This window comes from Roseburia sp. 499 (assembly GCF_001940225.2).
In the GTDB taxonomy this organism is placed as follows: domain Bacteria; phylum Bacillota; class Clostridia; order Lachnospirales; family Lachnospiraceae; genus Petralouisia.
Genome location: NZ_CP135164.1, coordinates 3,247,280 through 3,273,855 on the forward strand (window position 1 = coordinate 3,247,280; position 26,576 = coordinate 3,273,855).

At 39.0% G+C, this 26,576-nt stretch carries 25 protein-coding genes; 16 read left to right on the plus strand and 9 right to left on the minus strand.

Going from position 1 to position 26,576, the window contains the following annotated elements:
- The first annotated feature begins 177 nt into the window (after window positions 1-177).
- The 3 genes from BIV20_RS16000 (at window position 178) to BIV20_RS16010 (ending at window position 2,964) form a co-directional block, all read left to right on the plus strand.
- Window positions 178-792: a GDSL-type esterase/lipase family protein gene (locus BIV20_RS16000; protein WP_075721852.1), complete on the plus strand. Its 615-nt coding sequence runs from the start codon at window positions 178-180 to the stop codon at window positions 790-792.
- Between the two features lie 88 nt (window positions 793-880).
- Window positions 881-2,095 carry a tryptophan synthase subunit beta gene (trpB, locus tag BIV20_RS16005; RefSeq protein WP_075721851.1) on the plus strand — a complete coding sequence of 405 codons (1,215 nt, stop codon included), beginning with the start codon at window positions 881-883 and terminating at the stop codon, window positions 2,093-2,095.
- A 230-nt stretch (window positions 2,096-2,325) separates the two neighbouring features.
- Window positions 2,326-2,964 (plus strand): hypothetical protein, encoded by a 639-nt coding sequence (locus BIV20_RS16010; protein ID WP_075721850.1) that lies wholly within the window; start codon window positions 2,326-2,328, stop codon window positions 2,962-2,964.
- 167 nt (window positions 2,965-3,131) lie between these two features.
- Here BIV20_RS16010 and BIV20_RS16015 read toward each other — a convergent pair whose 3' ends face one another.
- Window positions 3,132-3,962, minus strand: coding sequence for an AraC family transcriptional regulator (locus BIV20_RS16015; RefSeq protein WP_075721849.1), 831 nt, complete (start codon window positions 3,960-3,962; stop codon window positions 3,132-3,134).
- Between the two features lie 217 nt (window positions 3,963-4,179).
- On the opposite strand from BIV20_RS16015, the gene gnpA reads away from it, so the two are divergent.
- Entirely contained in the window at window positions 4,180-6,336 is a 2,157-nt protein-coding gene (gnpA, locus tag BIV20_RS16020; protein ID WP_075721848.1) for a 1,3-beta-galactosyl-N-acetylhexosamine phosphorylase, read from the plus strand.
- Window positions 6,337-6,439: 103 nt separating this feature from the next.
- Window positions 6,440-6,589: a hypothetical protein gene (locus BIV20_RS16025; RefSeq protein WP_158024950.1), complete on the plus strand. Its 150-nt coding sequence runs from the start codon at window positions 6,440-6,442 to the stop codon at window positions 6,587-6,589.
- 55 nt (window positions 6,590-6,644) lie between these two features.
- Here BIV20_RS16025 and BIV20_RS16030 read toward each other — a convergent pair whose 3' ends face one another.
- Both BIV20_RS16030 and BIV20_RS16035 read right to left on the minus strand, forming a co-directional pair.
- A complete protein-coding gene (locus BIV20_RS16030; protein WP_075721846.1) occupies window positions 6,645-7,172 on the minus strand; it encodes a hypothetical protein in 528 nt (175 codons plus the stop codon).
- Between the two features lie 3 nt (window positions 7,173-7,175).
- Window positions 7,176-7,958, minus strand: coding sequence for a sirohydrochlorin cobaltochelatase (locus tag BIV20_RS16035; protein WP_075721845.1), 783 nt, complete (start codon window positions 7,956-7,958; stop codon window positions 7,176-7,178).
- A 113-nt stretch (window positions 7,959-8,071) separates the two neighbouring features.
- On the opposite strand from BIV20_RS16035, the gene BIV20_RS16040 reads away from it, so the two are divergent.
- From BIV20_RS16040 to BIV20_RS16080, 9 genes are all read left to right on the plus strand, one after another.
- Window positions 8,072-9,373 carry a patatin-like phospholipase family protein gene (locus BIV20_RS16040; protein WP_075721844.1) on the plus strand — a complete coding sequence of 434 codons (1,302 nt, stop codon included), beginning with the start codon at window positions 8,072-8,074 and terminating at the stop codon, window positions 9,371-9,373.
- Between the two features lie 60 nt (window positions 9,374-9,433).
- Window positions 9,434-9,976: a hypothetical protein gene (locus tag BIV20_RS16045; RefSeq protein WP_075721843.1), complete on the plus strand. Its 543-nt coding sequence runs from the start codon at window positions 9,434-9,436 to the stop codon at window positions 9,974-9,976.
- Between the two features lie 75 nt (window positions 9,977-10,051).
- Window positions 10,052-11,206, plus strand: coding sequence for a class I SAM-dependent methyltransferase (locus BIV20_RS16050; protein WP_075721842.1), 1,155 nt, complete (start codon window positions 10,052-10,054; stop codon window positions 11,204-11,206).
- The gene (locus tag BIV20_RS16055; protein ID WP_075721841.1) at window positions 11,199-13,721 is read left to right on the plus strand and encodes a hypothetical protein; all 2,523 of its coding nucleotides are present in this window, start codon (window positions 11,199-11,201) and stop codon (window positions 13,719-13,721) included. The genes BIV20_RS16050 and BIV20_RS16055 overlap by 8 nt, the downstream gene beginning before the upstream one ends.
- 137 nt (window positions 13,722-13,858) lie before the next feature.
- On the plus strand, window positions 13,859-15,643 hold the full coding sequence (locus BIV20_RS16060; protein WP_075721840.1) for a glycoside hydrolase family 13 protein: 1,785 nt from the start codon (window positions 13,859-13,861) through the stop codon (window positions 15,641-15,643).
- Window positions 15,637-16,173: a hypothetical protein gene (locus tag BIV20_RS16065; RefSeq protein WP_242939880.1), complete on the plus strand. Its 537-nt coding sequence runs from the start codon at window positions 15,637-15,639 to the stop codon at window positions 16,171-16,173. The genes BIV20_RS16060 and BIV20_RS16065 overlap by 7 nt, the downstream gene beginning before the upstream one ends.
- A gap of 90 nt (window positions 16,174-16,263) precedes the next feature.
- On the plus strand, window positions 16,264-19,395 hold the full coding sequence (locus BIV20_RS16070) for a DUF6240 domain-containing protein (RefSeq protein WP_075721839.1): 3,132 nt from the start codon (window positions 16,264-16,266) through the stop codon (window positions 19,393-19,395).
- Between the two features lie 24 nt (window positions 19,396-19,419).
- Window positions 19,420-20,892 (plus strand): flagellin N-terminal helical domain-containing protein, encoded by a 1,473-nt coding sequence (locus BIV20_RS16075; protein ID WP_075721838.1) that lies wholly within the window; start codon window positions 19,420-19,422, stop codon window positions 20,890-20,892.
- A gap of 13 nt (window positions 20,893-20,905) precedes the next feature.
- Window positions 20,906-21,382: a flagellar export chaperone FliS gene (locus tag BIV20_RS16080; protein WP_075721837.1), complete on the plus strand. Its 477-nt coding sequence runs from the start codon at window positions 20,906-20,908 to the stop codon at window positions 21,380-21,382.
- A gap of 81 nt (window positions 21,383-21,463) precedes the next feature.
- Here BIV20_RS16080 and BIV20_RS16085 read toward each other — a convergent pair whose 3' ends face one another.
- From BIV20_RS16085 to BIV20_RS16110, 6 genes are all read right to left on the minus strand, one after another.
- Complete coding sequence (locus BIV20_RS16085) at window positions 21,464-21,667, minus strand: hypothetical protein (RefSeq protein ID WP_075721836.1); 204 nt, start codon at window positions 21,665-21,667, stop codon at window positions 21,464-21,466.
- A gap of 18 nt (window positions 21,668-21,685) precedes the next feature.
- Window positions 21,686-22,411 (minus strand): YhfC family intramembrane metalloprotease, encoded by a 726-nt coding sequence (locus BIV20_RS16090; RefSeq protein ID WP_075721835.1) that lies wholly within the window; start codon window positions 22,409-22,411, stop codon window positions 21,686-21,688.
- Entirely contained in the window at window positions 22,362-23,456 is a 1,095-nt protein-coding gene (locus BIV20_RS16095) for a GHKL domain-containing protein (protein WP_075721834.1), read from the minus strand. The genes BIV20_RS16090 and BIV20_RS16095 overlap by 50 nt, the downstream gene beginning before the upstream one ends.
- An 8-nt stretch (window positions 23,457-23,464) precedes the next feature.
- Entirely contained in the window at window positions 23,465-23,926 is a 462-nt protein-coding gene (locus tag BIV20_RS16100) for a LytR/AlgR family response regulator transcription factor (RefSeq protein ID WP_075721833.1), read from the minus strand.
- A gap of 134 nt (window positions 23,927-24,060) precedes the next feature.
- Entirely contained in the window at window positions 24,061-24,321 is a 261-nt protein-coding gene (locus tag BIV20_RS16105; protein ID WP_075721832.1) for a YaaL family protein, read from the minus strand.
- Between the two features lie 143 nt (window positions 24,322-24,464).
- The gene (locus BIV20_RS16110; protein WP_075721831.1) at window positions 24,465-24,896 is read right to left on the minus strand and encodes a hypothetical protein; all 432 of its coding nucleotides are present in this window, start codon (window positions 24,894-24,896) and stop codon (window positions 24,465-24,467) included.
- Between the two features lie 248 nt (window positions 24,897-25,144).
- Between BIV20_RS16110 and BIV20_RS16115 the strand changes: the two genes are divergently transcribed.
- Entirely contained in the window at window positions 25,145-25,432 is a 288-nt protein-coding gene (locus BIV20_RS16115; RefSeq protein ID WP_242939879.1) for a pro-sigmaK processing inhibitor BofA family protein, read from the plus strand.
- A gap of 80 nt (window positions 25,433-25,512) precedes the next feature.
- Entirely contained in the window at window positions 25,513-26,436 is a 924-nt protein-coding gene (locus tag BIV20_RS16120; protein ID WP_075721830.1) for an AEC family transporter, read from the plus strand.
- The last annotated feature ends 140 nt before the right edge of the window (window positions 26,437-26,576 follow it).

Below are 26,576 nucleotides of genomic sequence, written 5' to 3' on the forward strand. Positions count from 1 at the left end.
AAACCGCTGATTTTCTACCCTTTTCAGACATTTTTATTCAATTAAGTGTCATTACCTGCTGGAAGTTAAGAGAGAAAAATGAAAAAAGAATCTTGACATAATAGGGATTTCTGCATATAATCTATATATAACCTAGTTAATAAGTATGAAATATAGGAAATAGATGGGAGGATGCAGATGAAACAGATATTATGCTTTGGAGATTCAAATACATATGGATTGGTTCCGGGAACAAAAGACCGTTATCCCTGGGAAGTACGCTGGACAGGAATTCTTGGTGATAAGGTAAGAGAAAAAGGGTTTCAGGTGGTGGAAGAAGGACTGTGTGGAAGAACTACGGTGTTTGATGATGAACTTCGTGACAACCGCAGAGGTGCTGATGTTCTGCCTATGCTGTTGGAGTCGCATTATCCGTTGAATAAAGTGGTCTTGATGCTTGGAACCAATGACTGCAAGACAATTTATCAGGCATCTGCAGAAGTAATTGGAAAGGGAATAGAAAAACTCGTTCAGCAGATTAAGGCGGCAGATGAAAATATTGAGATTCTGCTAGTATCACCTATTTTACTAGGTGAGGGTGTGGGAGAAGAAGGCTACGACCCGGAATTTAATCAGGATTCGGTAGAGACATCCAAAGGGCTGAAGGCAGTTTACAAGCAGGTGGCGGAACGAAATGGATGTGAATTTTTGGCCGCATCAGACTATGCAAAAGCGAGCGGGGCAGACCGAGAGCACTTGGATGAAACAGGGCATAGACAACTGGCAGAGGCGGTGTATCAGAAAATAGCGTAGATTTAATGATTTACCGTAAGAAAGTAATTGCCTTTCTCTTTTATAACAGTTAGAATAGAAAAAGAGACTTTTATAAAGGAGAAGGAACATGGATTATAGAACGTATTTGAAAAAGTACCCGGATAAGGACGGTCGTTTCGGACCTTACGGCGGGGCATATTTATCAGAAGAGTTAAAGCCGGCATTTGAAGAAATCACAGAGGCTTATCAGACTATCTGTCATTCTTCACAGTTTATCAATGAACTGCGTAGAATCCGCAAGGAATTTCAGGGAAGACCTACCCCGGTATATCATTGCGAGAGACTTTCCAGAGAGTTGGGCAATTGCCAGATTTATTTGAAAAGAGAGGATTTGAACCACACAGGAGCGCATAAGCTGAATCATTGTATGGGTGAAGGTTTGCTTGCAAAATTTATGGGAAAGAAGCGTTTGATTGCAGAGACAGGGGCAGGACAGCATGGTGTGGCATTGGCAACAGCAGCAGCGTACTTTGGCCTAGAGTGTGAGATACATATGGGAGAAGTTGATATTGCAAAGCAGGCACCGAATGTAACTAGAATGAAGATTTTAGGCGCAAAAGTTGTACCTGTTACGCATGGACTTAAGACTTTGAAGGAAGCCGTAGATTCTGCGTTTGATTCTTATGCAAAAAACTATAAGGATTCTATTTACTGTATCGGTTCTGCATTGGGACCGCACCCATTCCCACTGATGGTGCGTGATTTCCAGTCTGTAGTGGGATATGAGGCAAGAGACCAGTTTCGCGAAATGACAGGAATGGATCCGGATGTAGTATGTGCCTGCGTAGGTGGTGGAAGTAACTCTATCGGTATGTTTATTCCATTTTTGGATGATCCGGTAGATATCGTAGGTGTAGAACCGTTAGGACGTGGCGAGAAGTTGGGAGATCATGCAGCATCTATGAAATATGGTGAAAAGGGAGTTATGCATGGTTTTGAAAGTATCATGTTAAAGGACGAAAATGGAGAACCGGCACCGGTATATTCAATTGCCAGTGGTTTAGATTATCCGTCTGTAGGACCGGAACATGCATTTTTACATGATCTTGAGCGAGTAAAATATGAGACGGTAGATGATGAGCAGGCAATGGAAGCGTTCTTTAAGTTGTCCAGATATGAAGGAATTATTCCGGCAATTGAAAGCTCTCATGCAGTGGCTTACGCAATGCGTAGAGCAAAGGAAATGGGGCAGGGCTCTATTCTGGTTTGCTTAAGTGGACGAGGCGATAAGGATATCGATTATGTGGTAGAGCATTATGGATATGGAGAGCAGTTTTTGTAAGAAGAATTATAAATAAAGGATACCTATAGATTTGGGCTTTTAGAGTTATTTCTAAAAGCCTAAATTTAGTTATTGTGAAAAGAAGTATAACATGTTAAAATACACACAAAGCATATTTTTCTAAGATTCTGGGCGTAATGCTATCCATTTTTTCTAAAGATTCTTTCATCAGAAAATCCGTGCTTTTACTCGTATCAAACATCAAAAGCAGGAGATTCTGTAAGAGCCTCTTGCAGTATCAAGGAGGACAATTATTAAGTCTGTATAATGCGGTAAACGAAACGGATTACTATAATCCTAATATGCCGTTGCGAGATTTATTTTATATTGCAAGACTTCTAGAAAAAATGACAACAGACCGTTCTTTATATGGCATATCATTAGTGCAGATACCAACACCAAGATTTGTGGTATTCTATAACGGAACAGAAGAACAACCGGAACGTCAGATTTTGAAACTTTCAGATGCTTTTGAAAAGCAGATAGAAGAATCGGAAATAGAGTTGAAGGTATTAATGTTAAATATCAATCTTGGAAAGAATAAGGAATTATTAGAAAAGTGTAGAACATTACGGGAATATATGATTTATGTAACTAAGGTACGGGAGTATGCTGTTACTATGGATATTCAGACAGCGGTAGAACGTGCGGTGAATGAATGTATTAAACAGGGAATTTTAAGGGATTTCTTGCTTAAGTATAAAGCGGAGGCGATTCAGATGAGTATTTTCGAATATGATGAGGAACGAGAAATGCAACTAATTAAAGAATCTATGCGTCAGGTATACTCAAAAGAGGGCCGAGAAGAGGGGCGCAAGCAAGGATTGGAAGAAGGACGAGAAGAAGGCCGTAAACAAGGATTGGAATAAAATATACCCTATAGAATGGACACGATAAGAAGAAGGACAATCTGGAAGAGGGAATTCCGCAAACCCGCATTTTAGAAAAATTACAAAGACATTTCCAACTGAATAAAGAACAGGCGGAAATGTACTTTGAGAAATATTCAAAATAATCAAATATATAATTATAATTTTCAAGGACTTATTTTATTTTTCTTCCGATATTCCCCCGCGGACATTCCGCATTGCTTCAAAAAGCACTGGGAGAAGTAACTTTGAGAGGAAAATCCGGTAAGTCGCGCAATCTCTCCGATACTGTGATCTGTTCCTATTAGTAGTTCGCAGCCGGCTTGAATTCGCTTTTTTTGCAGATAGCTGATGGGGGAGATTCCAAAGGCATTGGTAAAAATATGTACGAAATAATATTTGTTCAGGTGGGCAAGTTCTGCTAATGTATCCAGAGAAAGTTCCTCTGCATAATGGGCATCAATATAGTGCTTTATCTTGCTGCATTCCCGATTCAGGCTTTGGGTCGGGACAAGGTCATAGGAAAAACTACTATATCGGCCTAATTGTATAATAAGCACTTCTAATAATTTCTGACACGCCAATTCATAGTCTGGCTTCTTTTCTGTAATTTCCTTTAAAAGCGTAGAAAAATAAAACATTAGGTCTTGAGTATCGTTTTTACAGTGAAGGATAGTGTATTCTGAGTGGTTCGGAAAGGAAAACACGATGCCTTCGACTCCTAAAATTACATATTCTAAAGGTTTTGTATTCAGAGAAATTTCTGTATGAGATACGTTAGGATTTATCAGGACCAAGTCATCTTTTTCAATAGGAAAAACTTCATCGTCTATGACAAACTGCCCCTTTCCGCTTTTTACATAGAAAAATTCAGAGAAGTGATGACTATGCTTTAAGCTGGACCAGTCACCCTCGTATTTAGAAAAAGTAACATATAAAAGGCGGGCAGAATTACTGTCCGTAGCAGTTGTGTTAAAATGGTATCTTGCGTTTCCCATAAAACTCCTTTCCGGCATTTAGTAATGTGCAAAAATGCCTGAAGCATGTGCAAAGTTACGGTATATTTGCATTTTAACAAGAAAAGCACAAGATAGCAATATATCTAAAAAATAGCGCAATATATGAATTGAAAAATAGATGTTTTTCCCCTATTCTGAAAGTATAAAAGAATTGTGAAAGAATACTTTTTCGCAGGAAGATTAGGAGGAGAATGCTATGGGAAGGACGAAGGGACGTGTAACGATACCGACAGATGTGGATGTAATTCCGCAGACATTGGAACTGATGGAACGCTGGGGGGCGGATGCAGTCAGAGATTGTGATGGAACGGATTTTCCACCGGAATTGAAAAATGTGGATGGAAAGATTTATTCTACTTATTATACTACCAGAAAAGACAATGAATGGGCGAAAGCAAATCCAGACGAAGTGCAGCAGATGTATTTGATGACACCTTTTTGTACCGCTGAGGGAAACAGTCTTTCTATTCACTTGATGAAAGGGCTGTACCCGGATATGTTAAAGCCGAACAGCCATGATGATATTACCCAGTGGTGGGAGGTCATAGACCGAACAACGGGAGAAGTAGTGCCTGTATCAGATTGGAGTTATGACGAGGAATCTGGAGATGTTACGATTAAGACACAGTCATTCCACGACTATACCGTAAGCTTTTTGGCTTATATTATCTGGGACCCGGTGCATATGTACAATGCGGTGACAAATGAGTGGAAGGATGTGGAGCATCAGATTACTTTTGATGTGCGTCAACCAAAGACACACGCATTTACCATGAAACGTTTGCGTAAGTTTATCGAAGACCATCCGTATGTAAATGTATTGCGTTTTACCACATTTTTTCATCAATTTACCTTGGTGTTCGATGAACTGGCACGAGAAAAATATGTGGACTGGTACGGTTATTCTGCATCGGTAAGCCCTTATATCTTAGAGCAGTTTGAAAAAGAAGTGGGATATAAATTCCGCCCGGAATACATTATTGACCAAGGCTATTACAATGGACAGTACCGAATTCCATCTAAGGAGTATCGGGATTTTCAGACATTTCAGCGCAAAGAAGTAGCAAAGATTGCGAAAGAAATGGTAGATATTACGCATGAGTGCGGAAAAGAAGCTATGATGTTCTTAGGAGACCATTGGATTGGAACAGAGCCGTTTATGGAGGAGTTTGCTTCTATCGGTCTGGATGCAGTGGTAGGAAGTGTGGGAAATGGTTCAACTCTTCGACTCATTAGTGACATTGAAGGAGTAAAATATACGGAAGGACGCCTGTTGCCTTACTTTTTCCCAGATACCTTCCATGAGGGTGGCGACCCGGTAAAGGAAGCAAAGGTAAATTGGGTAACAGCACGAAGAGCTATTTTAAGAAAACCGGTAGACCGTATCGGCTACGGCGGATATTTGAAGTTAGCACTGGATTTCCCAGAGTTCGTAGATTATGTAGAGTCTGTGTGTGAAGAGTTCCGTGAGCTTTACAATAACGTAAAGGGTTGTACCCCTTACTGTGTAAAACGTGTGGCAGTATTAAACTGTTGGGGAAAAATGCGTGCCTGGGGCGTCCATATGGTACATCATGCCCTTTACCAGAAACAGAATTATTCTTATGCAGGCATTATTGAAGCACTTTCCGGTGCGCCATTTGATGTAAAATTTATTAGTTTTGAGGATATTAAGGCAAATCCGAATATGTTAAAGGAAATTGACGTTATCTTAAATGTAGGAGGTGCAGATACGGCGCATACCGGAGGCGAATACTGGTGTGACCCGCAGATTGTTTCTGCTATTAAGGAATTTGTGCATCAGGGCGGTGGAATCATCGGTGTAGGTGAGCCAAGTGCTCATCAGGCAAATGGTCGTTACTTCCAACTTGCCAATGTATTTGGGGTAGAAGAGGAACGAGGGTTTACCTTAGGATATGACAAGTACAATTGGGAGAGTCATAAGCATTTTATCACGGAAGATTGTCAGGGTGAAATCGACTTTGGGGAGGGTCAGAAGAATATTTATGCACTGGAAGGAACCACGATTTTGGTAGAAAAGGAAAAAGAGGTGCAGCTGGCAGTGAATGAATTTGGACAAGGACGTGCGGTTTATATTAGCGGTCTTCCATATAGCTTTGAAAACAGCAGGCTGTTGTACCGGGCGATTCTCTGGAGTAGTCATGAGGAAGAAAATCTTCATAGATGGTTTAGCGCGAACTATAATGTAGAAGTGCATGCCTATATTAAAAACGGAAAATATTGCGTAGTGAATAATACCTATGAACCACAAGAAACCGTCATTTATCGCGGAGATGAAAGTAGCTTTGAATTGAAACTTGAGGCGAATGAGATACGGTGGTATCAGATTTAGGAATATTTCTTCTATTGACTCTGCATTTAGGCGCTGTTATTATGACAATAGGAGCAAGGTTTTTATCACAGTGAGCAGAAATAATGGGAAGGTGGAAGAGGGTATGAAAATTGTAGTTAGCGTTGTTTTGATTGGAGTCGTTGGTTTTGCGTATGCATATTTTTTACGCAAGACAAATGGTAATGTTGGAACAGGACTTGGCAGAAATTATATGAGGGATTATTGGGGAATTGATGAGGAAGATAAGGAATAGTTTATAATGAAATGGCCAGCAGATTATCTGCTGGCTGTTTTTATACCGTAAAATTTTATTTTACAATCCCATTTATTCCGGTTATCTTTAGTTCAGAACTGCCATCATCGTTTATGATTTCATTAAACCATATTTCGCCGGCTGACCCCATAGAAATCCCTTCACAGTTGCAGAACATTTCCTGGCAGGTCTCAGATTCGATGGAATCTAAGAACGTTTGAGAGATATTATTATCAATATCCAATGCCAGAAAAGCATTGCGGTCTTCATAGGTGGTTCCATTCACGAAGGCCGGATAGCATAATTCATCTGCCAAGCTGTCCCAGTCATGGGCAAGGATGAGAGAACGTATATTGGCCGCATAAGCTTCTACTTCCTGAGCAGGTAGAGAAGAGGCGGTAGCGTAGAAATCTGTTGCTGTAGTACTGGTGCTGGACTGAGCAGAATTTGTGTTACTTTTTTCAGTAGAAGAATCATTTTCTGCCTTTTTGTCAGAATTGTTTTCAGTTGCGTTTTGATTGCCACATCCCACCGACAGGCAGATGCACAACATTGTGGTAATACATATGAATTTTTTCTTCATTGTTTATTCCATTTCCTTTCTTAAATGTTCCAGATAAATCTTCCTAATGTTTTCGTATTCTCCCAATCCCTTAATATGACAGACTACATCATATCCGGCAGCTTCAAAACGAGACTTCCAAGAATCTTCGTCCTTTCCTGCCATATCATTGTTGGCATGGTCTCCGGCTACCAACATAAAGGGAGCCAGATGAACCCGTTTGGGATTAACCCGACCTACTTGGCGAATCAAAGCATCCAGATTAGGGTAAGCTTCTACGGTTCCCATAAAAGTGTTGGTATGTCCCATATCTTTTAAAGTATAGTCCAGAGCAGCGTAAACAGAGTTTACATAATGTGTCGTTCCGTGTCCCATAAATACCAGAGCATCTTCCGGTGGAATCTCTGAAAACTCTTTCATGACAGCGTTTAATACCAGATGATTGTCCTCGGTAGAAGTAAGGAGTGGATCACCGAAGTGGATAGCCAGTTCAGGGGAAGCCATGGAAAGAATAGTGTCTTTCATGGCTTCATTTTCTAGACCATTGATGAGGTGAGTAGGTTGTACAATTAAGTCGGTGATGCCGTCCGCCAAAATCTGTGTCATGGCTTCTTCGATGGTTGGAATACAAATATTATCTCGTTCTTTTAATATACGAATAATTACTTTACTGGTCCATGCCTGATAGATTTTATAATTCGAAAAGGCATTTGTTACATCATCCAGTATTTTATCTATGGTTTTTTTCTTACTTTCCAGATAGCTTGTACCAAAGCTTATCAGAAGGATTGCTTTTGGTTGTTTCATGTGAGTACCTTCCTTTGATGGTTTCAGCACAAGTATAGCAGAGTGACAAAGGTACGTCAAATATGCTATACTGAAAAAAATATGCATATTTGGTATAAAGAGGGAGGCAGTATATGAGAAGAGCAATCGCACTTTGTGGCGGAGGTACCAAGGGAGCCTATGAACTGGGAGTCTGGCAGGCATTAAAGGAACTGGATATTGATTACCAGATTGTAACAGGAACCTCTATTGGCTCCATAACAGGAGCATTAATGGTGACCAGAGATTACGATATGGCTTGTGAACTTTGGAATAGCATTACACTGGAAGATGTTATGAAGGATGGTGTCAATCTTACCACTACCATTGAAGGTATGTATAATCAGAGAGAACAGATTCGTCCTTTTTTAAAAAAATATGTAAAAAATAAAGGGGCGGATATTTCACCCTTTATTGAATTTATAGATAGAATGATAGATGAAGACAAGGTGCGTCAGTCGGATATTGATTTTGGACTGGTGACAGTGCAGGTAAGTTCCTTAAAGTCAATGGAGCTTACCAAGGAAGAAATACCAAATGGAAGGTTAAAAGACTTTATTATGGCATCGTCTTCTATTTTTCCCGTATTTCCGATGCACAAGATAGATGGAGAGACTTATTTAGATGGGTGCTATTATGATAATCTTCCGATTGATTTGGCGTTGAAAATGGGAGCTGATGAAGTAATTGCCGTAGACTTACATACCAATCCAAGCCATCCTAATTATGTAAATAAGCCGTATGTAACGTATATCAAACCAAGCCGTTCCTTGGGGACTATGCTGAATTTTGAACGTCAAATACTGGATGACAATATTCAGTTGGGGTATTATGATGCAATGAAAGTGTTCGGATGTATGATGGGGGATAAGTATCAGTTTTACGGGGAGGATTACGCGGAATACGAAGAAATAATTCGCGATTTTGTAAGCAGGGTGGCAAGAACAGAATCCTATCTTACAGAAGGAACCTTTAGTCGTTTTGTAAAACCAGGGGATAGTAAACGTCTCTGTGGAAATATCGAAGACCATATCAGAAAAACGGAGAACTTTTATACAAGAGAAGATTATTTTACCGGAGCGGCAGAGATTTGCGGAGAAATTTTTAGCATTTCGACAAATAAAGTATGGCATTTAAAGGAATTTATACAAGAGGTTTTGGGGAAATTAGAGGAAGAGGATGCCTATCCGGATATTGACGTATTTGATGGAAAGCCAGGAATGGAGATTACTTCTCGCCTTGCAGAATTAAAGTTGCGGGAAGATAGCGATTACATTACCGGATGTATTTATTATGGATATAAGGCGGGAAAAATAGATTTGACAGAGCAGTTGGGATTATTGACTTTTTTGCCCTATGAATTGGCGGCGGCATTGTTTCTGTTAACGGTGGATTAAAGGTGTCAGAAAAGCGTTCCGTGCATATAGTATAGAGATAGAAAAAATGGGAGAATAATTGTGGATTATAAACAGGAATCTTTATACGGAGCATGGGACTCCAACAGAAATAAAATGCCTTTTTATATGGCATATCCAATGCAGACTGTCTATATGGAAGAACTGGAATATGCGCGTGATATGCAGAAGCTAAAAGACATGTATTCAAAAGAAGTTCAGCAGATTCAAGAAATGGTAGAGGATGAATGTGACAAAATGGAGTATGACGGCAGCCTAATGTTTGATGAAACACCGGATCAGTTAATGCTGCGCCAGATTACAGACAGGATATACGATGCCGTTTCCGGTAAAACCATGAATGTCAGGGATTTTGAAATGGAGCAATATGAAGAAAATATGCAGGCGGAAGAACTTCCAATGGAGGGAACATTGGTGTCAGAGCGTAATCATGAAATAAATGCGCAAAGACCGGGAAGTCCGCGTCGTCGACCGGGAATGCGTCCGCCAAGAGACAGAGGATTGGAAGACCTGATACAGGTTCTTTTATTTAATGAAATGCATCGACGCAGATGTCGTCATAAACGTTGCCGTAGATGGTGGTAAATTTTCTGCGGTTGTGATATACTTTTCAACTGATAGAGGAAACAGAAAGAACGATAGATAATAGAAAGGTTTCACATGGAAGAATTACAAGAACTTTTATATAAATATCTGAATCAAAGCCTTGTGCAGATTATCATCAGCAATCCAAGGAACCGGGAGGTAGCTGGAAAAATCCATCTCCGCCCGGTTCTGGTCAAGGAAGAACTGGTATTTCAAGCAAGCGAATATAAAGAGAAAAAGGTTTATCATAAAAATTTAGTACGGGAAGATGCAATACAACAGGTGTTGTGCTGGCTGGAAGAATATCGGCAGTTAGAAGTCGTCTCTCAGTTGGGACAGGCTACGGTTCTTATCAGTAAAAAAGGTAAAATAACCGTGAAAGAGAAAAAAGCACCGGCTTGTGTAAAGCAGATAGACTTATCGCATAATAGGAAAAAGAAATATATTTTAGATCCGGAGAAAAAAGTGGAATTTTTGGTGGATTTAGGTGTACAGACAAAGGAAGGAAAAATTGTCCATGCAAAGTATGACAATTTTCGCCAGATTAACCGCTTTTTGGAATTCATTGAGGATATTTTACCGGAGTTACCGAAAGACAGGGAAGTAACCATATTAGATTTTGGATGCGGTAAATCCTATCTGACCTTTGCTATGTATCATTATCTGAAGGAACTAAAAGGGTATCCGGTACGGATTATTGGATTGGATTTAAAAGCAGACGTAATAGAACACTGTAATGAACTTGCGGAAAAATACGGCTATGAAGGACTTAAGTTTTTCGTAGGAGATATTGCACAGTATGAAGGAGTAGATGCAGTAGATATGGTGGTAACCCTTCATGCTTGTGATACGGCTACGGATTATGCTTTGGATAAGGCTATAAAGTGGGGAGCAAAGGTGATTTTGTCAGTGCCCTGCTGTCAGCATGAACTAAACAAACAAATAAGCAATGAATTGTTGCAACCGGTGTTGAAATATGGGTTGATAAAGGAGAGAATGGCGGCTTTGCTTACCGATGCTTTGCGTGCAGAAATCCTAGAAAGTAAGGGCTACCAGGTACAAATACTAGAGTTTATCGATATGGAACATACCCCTAAGAATATATTAATTCGTGGGGTAAAAAAGGGCAGTGAAAAAGACGGAACAGATTACCGAAAGGTAATGGAGTTCTTTGGTGTATCTCCTACATTAGAAACTTTGCAGAACGGAAAGGACGGACAGAATGCGTAAGGGTGTGATAAAAGCAATTGTATTGGTAGCTGTTTTTGGTGTGACCTTAACCGTAACCAGTTTGTTAAGCCATCAAAAGAATATAGATCTTACCACAAAAATGGAAGAAGCTTCTTTGCCAATGATATCGTTGGAAGAGAATGGAACGAAGATTAACGAGTTGTATGGTTATACCTCTGAAATGGATGGTACTGCGGTGCGAGACACCATTGCACCTTTGGGCGAAGATTTAACACTTCCGGTTAGCATCAAGACATATCAAAGTCAGGTAGAAAGCATTTCTTATCAGGTGCGTACCATGGATATGGAGCGTTTGATGGAGGAAGATAAGATAGAAAGCTTTTCGCAAAAGGATGGAGAAATTGATCTGGAGCTTCAGTTTGAAAATATATTAGAAGAAGGCAATGAATACATGCTGATTCTGACGCTGCAATGTGATGGAAGAGAGGTCTATTACTATACCAGAATTATTCGAGAAAGCGGATATCATGTACAGGAAGCGGTAGAGTTTGTGTTGAATTTTCATGAACAGACCTTCGATGGAGAGAATGCAGACGGTCTTGCCACCTATTTAGAGCCAAATGCGCAGGCAGATAATACATCGCTTCAGAAGGTAACGATTCATTCCAGTTTGAAACAGGTTACCTGGGGAGAATTTACCGGAGAACGGGTGGAAAAGCCGGTGCCGTCGATTAAGGAAATAGGTTCATCTTATAATACCATTGTTTTAAATTATGTAGTAACAGCAGCGGGAGAAAATGGAGAAGTAGAATACTATAACGTAGAAGAATATTACCGCGTGCGTTACGGGAACAATCGTATGTATTTGTTGAACTATGAACGTACAATGAATGAGATTTTTCGAGGAGAAAGCGATCGGATAAAGGCAGATAGTATTTCGCTTGGAATTTGTTCTCAGGATGTAGAATACATGGCGAATGAAAAAGGAAGTGTAACTGCGTTTGTACAGGAAGGGGAATTGTGGAGTTATAACAGCGATAACAATCATCTTTCTAAGGTGTACAGCTTCCGGGGAGCGGAGGGGATTGATGCAAGAGAAAATAATCCGCAGCATGAAATAAAGATAATAAAAATAGATGAAACCGGAAGTATGGATTTTGTGGTTTATGGCTATATGAACCGGGGAGATTATGAGGGAAGGACCGGTATTGCGGTATACCATTATGATGGAGTAGGAAATACAACGGAAGAAGAGTTGTTTATCCCATCGGATAAGTCCTATGAGGTATTGAAAGCAGAGTGGGGAAATATTTTCTATGTTAGTGATGGAAATGTATTTTATCTGTTAGTAGGTGACAGTCTTTACAGTATCAACCTTTATACGAGAGAGAGTAAAAAGGTACTGGAGGGAATGGAAGCAGGACGGTATGCAGTATCTGATACGGGAAGATATATCGCATGGCAGGATTCTGAGAACTTGTATAACGCAGCAACTCTGAAAGTTATGGACTTAGAGGGAGAAGAGATTCGAGAAATAAAGGCTGGTGAAGGCGAATATCTGTTGCCGGTTGGGTTTGTGCAGGATGATTTTATATATGGAGCAGCAAGACAGTCTGATGTAGTGGTGGATAATGCCGGAAATACACAGTTTTCCATGTATCGAATTCAGATTGTAGATGAAACTGGAGAAGTTGTAAAAGATTATCAAAAGGATGGTTACTATATTACAAAAGCATATGTAGAGAATGAAACAATTTATTTGAATCGGGTCTATCGGAATGGAAGTGGATTTGTTCCTGCAGACCAGGATACCATTAAAAATCAGCAACTGGAAGCAGAGAAGAACATTACCATAGAGACGACCCAATCAGCGCAAAAGCAGAGTGTTGTACAAATTGCTTTTGCAGGGGAACGGGAAGAGTTGGAAGAATCACCTCAGATTGTAGTGCCAAAAGAAATTCTGGTAGAAGAAGACCGCAGTGTAACTTTGGACACTGGTGTGGAACAGGAGATTTATTATGTGTATAGCGCAGGTAAGATTGTAAAGGCAACCCCGTTTGTAGCAGAAGCAGTTACCACAGCAGATAGTAATATGGGAGTGGTAATTGGAGATAAGCAGAAATATATTTGGCGTCGAGGAAGAAAGTCTTATCAGCCTGTGGTAGGTGATGTGAATATTGATGTGAGTCAGGCAGGGGGAAGCTCCGTAGCAAGATGTTTGACTGCAATCCTTCAGACGGAAGGAATCAGTATGGATGTAGAAGGACTCTTAACACAGGGGGAAACACCAAAGCAAATACTGACAGAAGCTTTGGCAGATTATAAGGTCATAGACCTGACCGGATGTAGTGTGGAACAGGTTTTGTATTATGTAAACCTTAAAACGCCTGTTTTCGCAGTGGTAGATAATGAAGCATTATTGATTGTAGGATATGATGAGCATAACACCATTCTTTACAATCCGGAAACCAATACTACTTATAAAATGGGACTTCAGGACAGCAATGCTATGTTTACGTCGGCTGGAAATGTTTTTCTGGGGTACATCCAATAGTGAAAAGGGACATTTTCCGATTTAGGAGGATGTCCCTTTTTGCTAAAAATAAGAACTTTGTGTTAAAAAGTGAGGAATATTATGCAAGAATTTCATAAATCCTAATAGTATAATGCAAGTAGGTTGGGAGGTGTGAAATGAATATAGCGGCAATAAAACATAGGTGTGCATTTACAGATTGTTATGCACGGAATCAAGATGAAATTGTGATAAATGTAACAACAGGAAAGGATATTACTAACGTAAATATCATACATAATGATCCTTATATATCGGGAGTTTCCGGTAGGCGTCCGTGGGTTGGGGAAAAATTAAAAATGGAGTTGGGGAGAGAATTGGAGAATTCATTTATCTGGACGATAAAACTATCTCCCAAATTTAAAAGAGAACAGTACTATTTTGAAATATTTTCTAATGCAGAGAAAGTATATCTATTGGAAGACAGAGTTTATACAGAAAAAGAAATGAATGTATCCGGGAAGATGAAACAGTATTTTAAATATCCCTGGCTGAATGAATCTGATATATGCCGGTGCCCAAAGTGGGTAGAGAAAACCATATGGTATCAGATTATGCCGGATAAGTTTTGCCGTGGTGATGCAGGAGGCAAAAGAGTAAAGTTGCGGGAATGGGGTGAGACAGAAAACTTATCTTATGAAGATTTTTTCGGAGGTGATATAAAGGGGATAACCGGTAAACTGGAATATCTGAAAGATTTAGGAATATCCGGAATATATCTTACACCAATATTTCAGTCGGATACCAACCATAAGTATAATACGTTCAATTATAAACTGATTGATGAGGACTTTGGAACGGAAGAAGACTTAAAAGAACTCATTCAAAAGGCACATAGCTTGGGAATTAGAGTTATGCTGGATGCAGTATTTAATCATTGTGGTACGGATTTTTTTGCATGGAAAGACGTAGTAAAGAACGGAAAAAATTCAAAATACTACGAATGGTTTTTTATTCACGAGAAAGATTTCTACACTCAGGATATAAAGACAAAGGATGGCAGATATTTTTCCTTTGCCTTTGAAGCAAACATGCCGAAACTAAATACGAATCATGTGGAAGTGATGGAGTATTTTTTAGAGATTTGCAGGTATTGGGTAAAGGAATGGCAAATTGATGGAATCCGATTTGATGTGGGAAATGAAATATCACATTCGTTTGTAAAAAAACTACATTATGAATTAAAGGAAATAAATCCGGAAATTTTTTTGCTGGGTGAAATATGGCATGATTCTATTCAGTGGTTGTTAGGGGATGAATTCGATTCTGTTATGAATTATCCTTTTTTAGAAAGTATTCATGATTTCTGGATAGAAAAAGAAAAAAATTCTTATGATTTTATGTATGGTATAAATCGTTGTTTTTCCATGTATTATGAGCAAATCAATCATGTACTTTTTAATTTGTTGGACAGTCACGATGTAGTCAGAGCTTATACCAGATGCGGAGAAAACATTGACATTTTCTTACAGCAATTTGTTTTATTGATGACAATGCCCGGGACACCATGCATTTATTATGGTACGGAGATTGCAATGGCGGGGGATGGAAATCCTTATAATAGAAAAAGTATGCCATGGGATGAAATTGCAGAAGGAGAATACGATTCAATCATAAAAGAAGTAAAAGCAATCATTGCTTTGAGAACACAATACAATCAACTGAATGGAGAGAAAACAAGCTGGAAACATGAGGATAATCATAAAAGATTAATTCACTATGTGAGAACTACGAATGAAATAGAAACAGCAATCGAAGTATATTTAAACGCTTCGGATAAGGAGGTGGAAATACCGGTTCAGGGAAATGTGATTTATGGTAGAAATTACAAAAATGGTTACATACAGGAAAATGGAATTTTAATTTTAGAAACAAAGAAAGACAAGGAGATGGTTATATGTTAGAAGGAATGCATAAGGTAAATCAAAACAGTTATAAAATTGATAAATTATTAGGAAAAGGAAAGGGTGGATATTCTTATCTGGCAACAGATGGGGAAAAGCAATATGTGTTAAAGCAGATACATCATGAGCCCTGTGACTATTATCAGTTTGGAAATAAAATAGAATCGGAACTGAATGATTACAAAAAGCTAAAGTCCATAGGAATCAGAATGCCGGAAATGCTTGATATAGATATGGAGCAGGAGAGAATTCTAAAAGAGTATATCGAAGGGGAAACCATATACGAAATGGTTCTTCATGACAGAATGAAACCGGAATATATAGAACAAGTACAGCAAATGTGTGAATTGCTCTATAAAGCAAATACCAATATAGATTATTTTCCTACGAATTTTATTGTGCAAAATGGTGAATTGTTTTATATTGATTTTGAATGTAATGATTATATGGAAGAGTGGAATTTTGAAAATTGGGGAATTAAGTACTGGTCCAAAACAGAGGATTTTTTGGAATATGTAAAAACTCATTAAATGTCTAAAGTTTCTGCTACATATTACCGAAATACTAGTTGTGAATACGAATTAACATAACGATGAGTATAGAGGATATGGAGCGCAAACATGAGAGTAGATAACAGTAATTTAATGGAAATTACAAAATCAAATAATAGTGTGGAAGTAAAAGGGCATGTTACCGTTCAGACGCAGCAGACCACAACTCAGCAGGTAGATAAGACAACCGGCGAGGTGCGTTCTGTGCAACAGACAACGGTAGACAAGCCCTTTTTTACCGGAGATACTGAGTCGGAAATGGACAAGATTCGCCAGGAAGCAGAGAACATGGAGGTAAAACTCTATAAAGAACGAATGGAGACGGTAACCAACACAGCCTCTGCCGAAGATTGCGCAAAAATGGAAGAAGACGGAAGTCCATTAAACAGTACAGAAGTAAAGACAGTTGTGACAGAAATGGACAAAATTAAGATGGAGCTTGCTAAGGCAGGTGTGGATATCAGTATTTTCGGAGATGATTTGAGTACGGATCAGTTAGCAGAGATGCTTGGAAGTACTGGAATGGCATACCAGATGGAACAGGTAATTACAGCGGCAGATTTACCGGTTACGGAGGAAAATGTTTCAGATTGTGAAGAAACTTTGAAGCAGGCGGCAGACTTGACAAAGTGTAATGAGCAGACTGTAAAATATATGGTAGAAAACGAATTGCCACCGACTGTGGAAAATCTGTATAAGGCACAACACAGTACTACCACGGCGGCAGTAGCTGCACCAATGAAACAGGAAGCAATTTTGGATGAAAACTTCCAAAAGCAGATAGAACAGGTGATTAAGGAAGCGGGACTTGAGGTGAATGAAACAACATTAGGCTGCAGCCAATGGATGATAGAAAATGATATTCCGCTTACCGCAGAAAATCTGAAGTTTGCAGCAGACTTGTATGAAATGGATTTCCCGTTGGATATGGGAAAAGTAATGGAAGGCATGATGGTAGCTATTTCCGAAGGAAATCGTCCGAAGGACACTATGGTGCTTGATGGATATAGTCTGGCAGACCGAGCACAGCAGGCAGCTGAGGTCGTAGAAAATGCTACAGATGCAGATGTTTGGACAGTAGTAGAGAAGGGACAGCAGGTAACAGTAGAGAATCTTGCAGCAGCCCATAACAGTAATATAGCAAACGCTGATAATACAGAAGAGAATAATGATGATGAAGCAAAGGCTGTAACAACACAGGTTCCCGAATATGCCGAAGAAAATATGAAGTATATTACAGCTCGTCGGCAGTTAGAGGAAATACGTCTTATGATGACAGCGCAGGCAAACTATTCCTTGCTGAAAAAGGGAATCAGCATAGAGACAAAGCCGTTAGAGGAACTGGTAGAGCAGCTTAAGTCATTAGAAAATGATTATTATAAGAATTTGCTGAGTAATAATGGAATTGAGCCAACGCAGGAAAATGCGGCACTTCTTGCTGAAACCGTAGGAAAAGCAGAGGAATTAAAGAGCGTTCCGGCATATGTATTAGGGACAGTAACGCCGGAGCAACAGACAGTAAGTAGCCTGCATGAAAGCGGAACTGCGATGCAGGCAGAGTTCCAACGGGCAGGACAAGCATATGAAACGCTGATGACGGCGCCAAGAGCTGATATGGGAGATTCCATTCAGAAGGCATTTCAGAATGTGGATGATATATTGGAAGATTTAGGATTGGAAACATCAGAAGCAAACCAGAGAGCAGTCCGAATACTGGCATATAACGAGTTGGAGATTACAACTGATTCCATCAGCCAGATGAAGGCGGCAGACCAGAAGGTTCAGGTATTGTTTCAGAATCTTTCTCCGTCTGTAGTAATGGAAATGATTCGCGAGGGTGTTAATCCACTAGAAATGGATATTAGCCAGTTAAATGCCAAGGCAGAAGAAATCAAGAATCAGATAGATGCCGGTGGGGAAGAAAAGTTCAGCAAATATCTCTGGAAGATGGAGCAAAGACAAGAGATTACGCCGGAAGAGCGAGACAGCTATATTGGAATTTATCGATTGCTGAATCAAATAGATAAAACAGACGGAGCAGTCATTGGAGCACTGGTAAATCAGGGTGCAGAGTTAAGTATGAAGAATCTGCTGACTGCGGTGAGAACCAATCGGAATCCGGGAATCAATGTATCCGTAGATGACAACTTTGGAGAAGCAGAGGTAGTAAATACCTTGGATTTAAGTATCTCCCAGCAGATAGAAGCAGCATACCAGACAGACTGTGCAAAAGAAGCATTTGGAAAAATGACGCCGGAGGGAATGGAACAGGCGGCAGCACAGGGGGCGTTAGATGAGATGACGCCGGAAGAATTGTTATGGCAGTTAAAGAATGCGGAGATAGACCAAGCTTCTGAAGAAGCATATTATCAGGAACAGTTGAAGGAATTTTCCATGGCAAGAGGTGCAGAGGAACAGGTATTGAAGTTGCTGACCGGATATGATATGCCGGTAACGGCTTATAACATATTGGCAGCAAATCAGATGCTTCATAACCGAAATGGAATGTTCAAAACACTGTTTGAACGTAAGGATGAAGAAACAGATGTAGATTTGGAAGAAGTAAAGCAGGGAATTCTGGAAGACTTTGCAGAAGCGGTAAAGACACCGGAGGATATGGCAAAGGCACAGAAGAAACTGGCAGATGTGGCAGAGAATGTCATGAAAACCATGGAAGAATCCAAGGACGTACAGAGTTTTGACATACGAGATTTAAAGATACTTCGACAGGAAATTGAATTGGGAACGAAAATGGCCAAGGAAGAAAACTATGCAATTCCGGTTCTTGTGGCAGACGAGTACACCAATATACAGCTTAAGATTGTAAGAGGAACCGAAGAGCGTGGAAGACTTGATGTTATCTTTGACTCGCCAAAACTTGGAAAAGTAGCGGCAAGATTTCAGGTGCAAGGAGAAAAGGTGAAAGGCTATATTGCTTCTGATTCTCAGGAAACCATAGAAAGTCTCCGCGACCAACAGGAAGAGTTAGCCGAACAGCTGAGTATGGACGGTACCCTATATCCGAATCTGGATATGATTCAAAGTGAAAGTTTGGATCTTACGCAAATTTCTTTAGATAACAGAACTTATGGAGATATCAGTAATCAGTCGGAAGAGGAATATCAGGTACAGACAAAGACATTGTATGGTATGGCAAAAGTATTTATTGGAGCAGTAAAACAACTGGCAACAGCAGAATAAAGAAATCATAAGAGAGGTGCAGATATGAAAATTAATCACAATATGTCGGCAGTTATTGCCAATAAGCAGTTATTAAGAACAGAAAATGGATTGACATCATCTTTGGAACGTTTGTCTTCCGGACTTCGTATTAACCATGCATCTGATGATGCAGCAGGAATGGCAATTGCCAGCAAAATGAAAGCCCAGATTAAGGGGTTGGATCAGGCATCCAGAAATGCATCTGATGGTGTTTCTGTATTGGAGACAGCAGACGGGGCACTGAATGAAGTAACAAGCATGCTTCAAAGAATGCGCGAGCTTTCTGTACAGGCAGCGAACGACACGAATACACAGGATGATTTGCAGGCAATTCAGGCAGAAATCACATCCCTTACCAATGAGATTGATCGTATTTCCAGAGATACCGAATATAATACCATGAATCTTTTAGATGGAACCCAGGATACCAGAGTATATCCAAGTGTGAGAGGAATTGAACGAATTGATATTTCAGATAGTGTAGAAAAGGGTGTCTATAAGATTAAAGTCAATGCACCGGCAGAACAGGCGGTAGGAGTTGGCGCAGCGGTAACTACTACCGCAGTAACTGCGGCACAGGAAGGAACCGTTGTAATTAATGGCGTAGAAGTGAAAATTAAAGAAGGAGACACATTCGAAGAAGTATATGAGAAGCTTCGTAACGGAGCAGAAATAGGAAATGTAAATCTTTTGGTAGCAGCAAATCCACCAACATCTTCGAATCCTTTACAAAATGCGGAAAATGCGGGATATGATGCTATTGATGTAGCGGATGCAGTGGCAAATGGTGGAACACTGATATTTGTTTCTAATCAGTATGGTTCTTCTGCAGAATTGAATGTAAGTTGTGAAAATACAGCACTTGCAGCATATCTGGGAATTACGGCAAACGGATATACAGAACATGGAGAAGATGCAGGTGTATCATTTGGAACGGGCGCGGGTGGTAATGGATTTACTTCTCAGGCAACAATGATTACAGATGGAACTCATGTAAAAATAACAGATAGAAGCGGATTTGAAATGAACTTTGAAGTAATGCCTGGGGTAACGGGAGATGTGTCTTTAGAGGTGACCGATATTGGAACTATGACATTCCAGATTGGTGCAAATGAAGGACAGACCATGGACGTACGTATTCCGGAAATTTCATCGAAGAGTCTTTATATAGACGATGTAGATGTGCGCACAGTAGGAGGCGGCGGAAGAGCAATTACAAGTTTTGATAAGGCTATCGGTAAGGTAAGTGAAGCTCGCTCCAGAATTGGCGCATATCAGAATCGTTTGGATTCTGCAGTAAACAGTCTGGAAGGGGCAGAACAGAATATGACAGCAGCCCTTTCTCGTATTGAAGATGTAGATATGGCAGAAGAAATGTCTGAATATACAAAGTATAATGTATTATCCCAGGCAGCAACGTCTGTACTTGCACAGGCAAATGATATACCACAGCAGGTACTTCAGTTGTTACAGTAGGGGGCATTGAGTTATGAAGGATGAAAAAAAGCAGGATTTTACCCGAAGGCTTAGTTGCTGTAATCGTGGTGAAATGATTATTATTATTTACGATATCCTGTTTTCCTACTTGGAGGATGCATTAGAGGCGCAGAAATCCGGAGATTATAATGAATTTAAGGATTCTGTTCACAAAGCACAACAGGTAGTAAGAAGGTTGATGGGAACTTTGGATTTTAATTATCCGGTGGCAAAAGACCTTCATGCACTTTATCGTTTTATCAATGAGTTATTGGCACTTGCTATTGTGAAAAATACATCTCAGAATATTGTAGATGCCAAGAAGGTTTTAAAAAATCTCTATGATGGCTTCTGGGAGGCTGCCCAGCATGATACATCAGAGCCGTTGATGCAGAACACACAACAGGTAGTAGCTGGTATGACTTATCAAAAAGGCGCGTTGACAGAAACTCTGCAGGGTTCGGAGAGCAGTAGAGGGTTTCTGGCATAAGCATGAGAAACGTACAAATAGAAAAACAGGGTATATCGGAAAGATTCGATGTACCCTGTTTTTGTGGTATAAAAGTTTATTTTATGTAGAATCCTGACAATTCCATCTTTGTGTTAAAACTGATGGTCTGTCATAATCTTCGTCATTCATATAAGAAACAATCTGTTTCGCTGTGTCTGTTACGTTCTGTTCGTCGAAGGCATCTGATAACTTTGCGTTGCCGCATCCGGCTAATATACCTCCAATCATAAATATAAGTGTAAAAATTCCTAATAAGTTTTTCATAGTTTTATCCTTTCTTTTTTATTTTTTGTGCCATAGGCAGATTCCTAAAATAAGAACCAGTGTTGATAGTATAGCCAGATAACTTTCCAGGCCAAATGTTCCAACTCCAAATACTTGTGGAAGAATTATAATTGCTGCATCTAATAATGTGTGGAGTAAAATTGCAATTATGGTATGCCATACGTTTTTTTTGTTACGCATACCGTAAGCGACCAAAAGAGTTGCACCAATATGAAATGAAAGTGCAAAAATTCGTTCTATACCCCCAAGTAGCAATGCATTATAGCTAAGGGATGCAGCAAGTGCAGTATCGTTTGGAAGTGCAAACATAGTAGCAATGCAGGAAATTCCCACAAGTAGCATTGCTTCGATGCCACCGTGCCCTAGGCCAAAGGAAAGTGCGTCTGAATAGTCAAGTTGTTTTTTTATTCCTATTTTTAGGAAAATGACGCGAGCTCCTTCTTCAAAGATTCCTGCTGTAAACCCAAGGAAAAGCCCATACATCCACGGATTGGTCGACAAATCCTGATACCAGGTCATTTGTGGCAATACCAACTGCAGAAGTGGTATTCGGAGACAAATCTGACTTATGGTGAAGGCTGCCATTCCAAGACAGAATGCCTTGCCAATGGGATAACCTTTCTTTCTGAGAATTCCAAGACCTCCCAGTGGAATTCCAAAACAAATAAAAAGGTTAAAAACCAAGCATAATTCTTGTAATAAAATATGGTTTTCGCCATTCATACTGTATATCTCCTTTGTATTGTGTGATTGTTCGTTCTACGTTCTTAAGACCTAAGCCTTCGTGATTCTCCTTGTGGGAGAGGAAGGAAGAACCTCTTTTTTCAGGTGCTCTGGAACTGGAATTTTCCAAAGTAATACTGATAAATTCATGTACCATTAAAACCTTTAGGCGGATTACCTTTTCTTCGGATTCCTCAGATGCTTCAATGGCATTGTCAAGAAGGTTCGCAAAAATGGTTGTTATGTCCATTTCACGCATAAAGTCAAGGTTCACGTCGGCAATCTTAATTTCAGGGATAATTCCCTTGGTTTCCATCAGTTGTACTTTGTCATTTAAAATAATGTTAAGCATTTGGTTACTGGTATAATATTTCATCCCCAGCTGATTCAGAATTCCGTGGATATCCTGTGTATATCGGACGCCGATTTCATTTTGCTGTTCCTTATACAGATGTTCCATAGCCTGGAGATGATTACGGATATCATGTACCAGTTTTCTTGTGTTTTGATATTTCTGCTCTAAGTTTTCATAATATTCCTTCTGCAGTTCTTCCGTTTGTTGATGAAGGGAAAGTTCTTTCTGCAGGCGGTTGCTCCGGCTGATTGCATCAAAGATATTGGTAAAATAAAGGTTGATTCCAAGTAATATAGCAATATCTATTGTCAGTAACACTATATTCTCCTCGGTCGGATATATTTCAATGAAGGTGAGGAGTGAAAATAGCAAAATGATGCTGGCAATCGGAAGCAGAAAAGTACTTATCAGCTGACCGGTTGAGATTATCTTTTCGTTCTTTTTGCGAATCAGAAAAACCAGAAGCTTAAGTACCATAAATTCGGTTAGGCGGTCTGCCAAAATTGTCATAATGTAATAGGAATGCGCTTGTAAAAAATTGATTCCACCAGTTTCGCGTAACAGTCCCATACATAAAGGAACTAAAAAATCTGTCAAATAAACTGCAATGACAAAAAGAAAATCATAAAAAACATATACTTTTGAGTCATGATAGAAAAAATATCCAATTACAGGAATTAAAAGCATCATGCATAGATTTAAAATCCCGTTGCCATAAATCCCGAGAAATAGAGAATCTCATGTAGATTTAAGCGCACAATTCCGTCTTCTGTTTGAAAATCCATCCATTCCGGTTCGTGAGGTTTTGTATACTCAAATGCTTCGTCCAGTTGTTGAAACAATTCTTCCTTTTTTACCGGTTTTAAGAGATAGGCAAATGCATGGACGGAAAAAGCGAATGACGTATAATCGGTATAGTTTGTGACATAAATAATCTTCACTTTTTTGTCTTGTTGTCGAATTTTTTTTGCCGTTTCAATTCCGTTCATTCCTGCCATATCAATATCCAAGAGAATGATTTCATATTTCTCCGGGCTTTGGAGCAATGCTTCCCCGCTTGTGAACTCATCTATGGAAAACAGAATCGGATATTCTTCTAAATATAATTTTGTTTGATGTAAAGTCGTCACTTCATCATCACAAATCGCAATTTTAATCAAGGTTCTTCTCCCTTATTTTTGTGTAAATATTTGTAACCGGGTACTTTTTCATTATAGAAAAGGACAGAAAAAAGAGCAATACTATTTACACAAGGTAAAGTATATTGCTCTTAAGAGACAGTAATTATTTTGTTTTAAATTTTTTGAAGAGAAAGTTTTCCTTCCGTAATAATGTTTTCCTCAGGCTCAAGCTGTTTTGCCCTGGTAAGTAGGAACTTGTATCGCATCTGCAATGCGTTTACCTGATAAATACAGCAGTCTATCATATCCGGGTCCATAGCATTCTGAAAGTTATCATAAGCAAGTGACAAATCATATCTGGCTTTTTCCAGGTCATCTAAAAGTAGAGAGTAAGCAGAGGGAGGTGCCAGCTGCTTCTTTGAACTCTGAAACATGTGAATCCCTTTCCTTTCATAAATACATCTTAAAAGTTTCTTTTATAAAGTATAAGCAGAAAATTCCAAGTCTATACAAAAAGTTATAAATTTTTCCAGAAAATTCGTTAAAAGAAAGGGATAGCATGTTATGTTTTTGCAGATTACATTAATTTTGCTATCACAGCTACAAGTGCAAAAGAAAGAACTAAACCTAGAATCAAAGCAAGTAGTGTTAGTCTTTTTCCTTTTTTCTGGAACATATTTTCCATATTATTCTTTTCCAGTCCTGTGATACGATGTACATTTGCCATTTCGGTATGTTCAAAATCGTAGCTGTTATGAGTTTCTTTGTAGCGTATCATTTCTCCGTTCCAAGGATATTCATAGGTGGCTATGTAAAGTTCGTCATAATCGTTATATGTGTCATCTGAATTGCTTCGGGAATAACGTTTGGTTTTTACGTTAACGAGCTTAGCCTCTACCTGAATGCAATTTGCCTCAAAATCTCTTCTTGAAGCTTTAATCTTAGTCATTGTTGGAATAAGTACGATTGCTTCGATAATCAGTGTTATAAAAATAAAGATAAGAAACATGGTTTTAATCCCCCTCTATAAAGATATATTTTTAACATGTAGAATTATTTATACCATATTTTGACCGTAAAGTAAAGCGGAGGGGTAGGTTAGACAGTATTGATGGGATGATTGTGCTATATTTCCCGAAGATTATGAACATGAGATACCTGAGGAAGAAAGAAAAAATTATTACGTTATAAAATATTATCAGGAGCTTTAAAGGAATAAAAGTTTGTGAAATGTATATATTTTAGAGAATGAAATAAATGGAATTGTATATGGAACAAGAATATGGAATGATAGCCATTGCCGGAATCTGCCTCGTAGTGGTTTTTATGGGAATCATGAAAAAGAAAGCAAGAGCGGCAGCGACTTTTCTTAGTCGTGCCGCTGTAGGAATTGTAGGAATCAGTGTTGTAAATAAGATGCTGGAAACCCAAGGGATTGCCATAGTAGTAGGAGTGAATCCGGTTAGTGCATTGACAATTGGAATCCTTGGTATTAGCGGGTTTGCACTGCTGTATGCGATTATGATTTATCGTATTTTGCAGTGAATTTGCGATAAATATGGAATTATGTTAGTATTTGATGAAGTAGATACTGTCATTGATAAAGTATAAAGGTACAGGAAAAAATGGATATTTTAATTATTTTACAGCAAATGCTGACGTTAGCAGCGATGATGACAATTGGATATTATTTGCGAAAAAAGGAATGGTTAGAGGAAGATACTTATGAAAAAATATCTAGGATGGTAGTCAATGTTTTTAATCCGCTTCTAATTATTGACGGGGTTATCAACAGAAGTTTCACCAGACAGAAAGGAAATATTGGTGAAAACTTAATGTTCATGCTAGTGTATTTTGCATTACTATTTGTAATTGGTAGGATTCTTTCTTTATTCTTTGCGAAAAAGAAAGAAGAGAGGAATATCTATCAGCTGATGACTATGTTTTCGAATGTAGGATTTATGGGAATACCGATCATTACCAGCATTTATGGAAAAGAGTCCATGATATACATAATTTTTTATATATTAGGGTATAATGTGTTGCTTTACACGTTGGGAATCTGGTTATTTCAATCCGAAAAGAAGGACATTTCTTATGGAGTATTATTAAAAAATATGATAAATCCGGGCGTTGTAGCATCCTTTCTCGGAATTTTATTGTTTGTGTGGAATCCCCCTGTTCCGCAGTTTGCAAAAAACTTATGTAGTTATATGGGAACAGCAACAGTGCCCCTTTCTATGATACTGATTGGTTTTTCTTTGGCAGATACTAAATGGCGAACGCTATTTGGAAATATTCGTATGCTTTTGTTCGTGGTAGTTAAGATGTTAGTAATTCCCATAGGGGCAGCATTGTGTTTAAAACATCTTGCGTTTTCTTTCATGATAGAAGGAATCTTTGTGCTCCAACTTGGAATGCCGGTGGGAAGTATTCTGGCGCTTATGGCAGTAGAGAATGGCAGAGATGGAGATATTTGTACAAATGGAATCGTATTGAGTACACTCGTATCAGTGCTTACAATACCTGTTGTGTGTATTTTTTTATAGTGATTTAAGAGTGTAATCGAAAAGTAAAAATGTCTTGCAATTTTTATAATATCGAGTATGATAAAAAGTGTGAAAACTTAAATTTGACAATTGCAACCCTTGGTATCAGCGGGTTTGCGCTGTTGTATGCGATTATGATC